This is a genomic window from Candidatus Binatia bacterium (genome assembly GCA_036382395.1).
Lineage (GTDB): Bacteria > Desulfobacterota > Binatia > HRBIN30 > HRBIN30 > JAGDMS01.
In genome coordinates this window covers 1-2122 of record DASVHW010000241.1, presented here as the reverse complement: position 1 = coordinate 2122, position 2122 = coordinate 1, and the positions used below count along the sequence as shown (strand labels likewise).

Here is a 2122-nt window from a genome sequence, read left to right as displayed (position 1 = left end):
GCCGGCGCCGCGGGCGGCGGCTTCATCGTTGGCGGTCACGACGATAACGCCGCAACCGCCGTCGGCGGCGAAGCGCTCGACGAGCTCGATACCGTTGACGTCGGGGAGTTCCAGGTGCGGTAGCCGGTGCCGAGAGTGAGCGGCGCCACCTTCGCCATGATGGTGGCGGCGGCCTTCAGCTGCGCGGTGATCTGGGGGGCTGATTGGATCGGCGGGGGCGGGGTGGTCTGTGCGAACGCGGCGCCGACGAGGGCTGTGGCGAGAAGAGCGGCTGCGGCGATGAGGGTACTCAAACGCGGCATGGCCATTCCTTTCGTTGGTGGGATCGAGCGCGTATCATGGCGATCGATTTCCGGCGGCAGAGGGTGTTTGCGGGAGAGACTGCCATAGACGGTAGCTTCTGGACGCTTTGCCGCCGAGGACATGGTTACACCCTCTGCCTGACGGGACCGGGGCGGGAGATTCGGAATCTACTTATACCAAATCCCGATGATCAGAACCCGTTCATCCATTCACGCAGGCCGACGGACATGATGCGCCATGGCTGAGCCACCAGCTTGTTCCAGGTATCGCAGCAGTGGTCGACGATGTTGGCGTAGGACGTGAACACGCGGTTTGACAGCCAGTTGTCGCGCAGGAACTGCCAGAGGTTTTCCACGGGATTGAGTTCCGGGCACTTCGGCGGCAATGGCACGAGCGTGATGTTGGGCGGTATGACGAGCTTAGCGGACATGTGCCAACCCGCCTGATCGACGAGGAGGAGTGCATGAGCACCCGGTGCCACCGCCAGCGCGATCTCGGCCAGGTGCAGGTTCATCGCTTCGATGTTGCAGCGAGGCAGCACGAGGGCCGCCCCCTTGCCTCGCTTCGGACAGATCGCGCCGAAGATATAGGTCGACGCGGTGCGTTGATCGTGCGGGGCCGAGGGTCTCGAACCGCGCCTGGCCCAGCGCCGCGTGATTTTGTTCTTCTGACCGATCCTGGCTTCGTCGGCGAACCAGATTTCTATGCGTGCAGGCTCGATCTTGTTGTCGGCCGCGACCTTCGCCAGGACCTCGGGGAAGTTTTTTTAAAACTCTCGATGGCGCCTTCGGCCTGGGCGTGATGGCGTGGGCGGGCGGAGAGCTTGCGGTAGCCCATGGCGCGCAGCTCGCGGCTCAAGGTCTGCTTGGCGATGGCGATGCGGAACTCCTCCCACACCCACTGGCACAGATCGACCAGCCGCCAGCGCACGACGCCATGGGTCGCAGGGATCGGACCGCTCTCGATGATGGCCTTGATCGCCGTGCGATGCGCGTCGCTCAAGCGCGATGGCTGACCAGGCGGCTTGCGGTCGATCAAGCCATCCGGGCCGTGGGCATTGAACTTTACCACCCAGTCCCGAACGATCTGCAACGTCACGCCGCCAATCTTGGCAGCCTCGGTCCGCGAAGACCCGTCATAGATCGCCGCCAGAGCAAGCAGCCTACGGGCCTGCCCCGCATTCTTGGTCGCACGGGCCGCGGCGCGCAGATCGGCGGCTTCGAAATCAACCCGCAGTGGGATCGGCATGGCGAAACTCCTTCGTTCGCCACTTTGAATCAGACCAACGCCGCGCCGGGGAAGCCCTTTCGAGTCATGCCCTCAGGGACTTGGTATAACCTGAGGCTTGCACTCGTGTGGTCGGTAGTCTCATGAGACGGCAGTTTCAAAAATCTAAAATCTCATTTGGAGGAATGCGCTTTTACGTTCTGGAACACGCAAGATATGGTGTTCTGGCCCTCTTCCTGGATCTGCCGCAGGTGGCCTTCACTGCAGAAACTCTCGGCATAACTCTTGTAGACATCCTCCGTGCCGGACGGCCGCGCGGCAAACCATCCGCTCTCGGCAATCACCTTGATTCCACCGAGCGGAAGACCGTTGCCCGGAGTGGCGGTAAGCTTCGCGCATATTGGCTCGCCGGCAAGTGCCACCATGCCAATCTGATTGGGCGAGAGCGTCTTCAGCAGCTCTTTCTGTTCCGGTGTCGCGGGCGCATCGATTCGTTCGTAGAAGGGCACGCCCAACTCCCGCATGAGGTGATCGTATGCTTCGCTTGGGTTCCGCTGGGTTTGTGCGGTGATTTCGGCGGCAAGCAAATCGA

2 protein-coding genes are annotated in these 2122 nt (G+C 62.3%); both read right to left on the bottom strand.

The window, feature by feature from the left end:
* Positions 1-493: 493 nt before the first annotated feature.
* Positions 494-1551, bottom strand: a protein-coding gene (locus tag VF515_11285) for an IS630 family transposase (GenBank protein ID HEX7408215.1) whose coding sequence is annotated in 2 segments (ribosomal slippage) — positions 494-1065 and positions 1065-1551 — 1059 coding nt in all. Because the reading frame shifts where the segments join, the coding sequence is not laid out codon by codon here.
* Positions 1552-1703: 152 nt separating this feature from the next.
* The coding region (locus VF515_11280; protein HEX7408214.1) for a phosphoglucomutase, alpha-D-glucose phosphate-specific at positions 1704-2122 on the bottom strand (419 nt) is incomplete at its 5' end.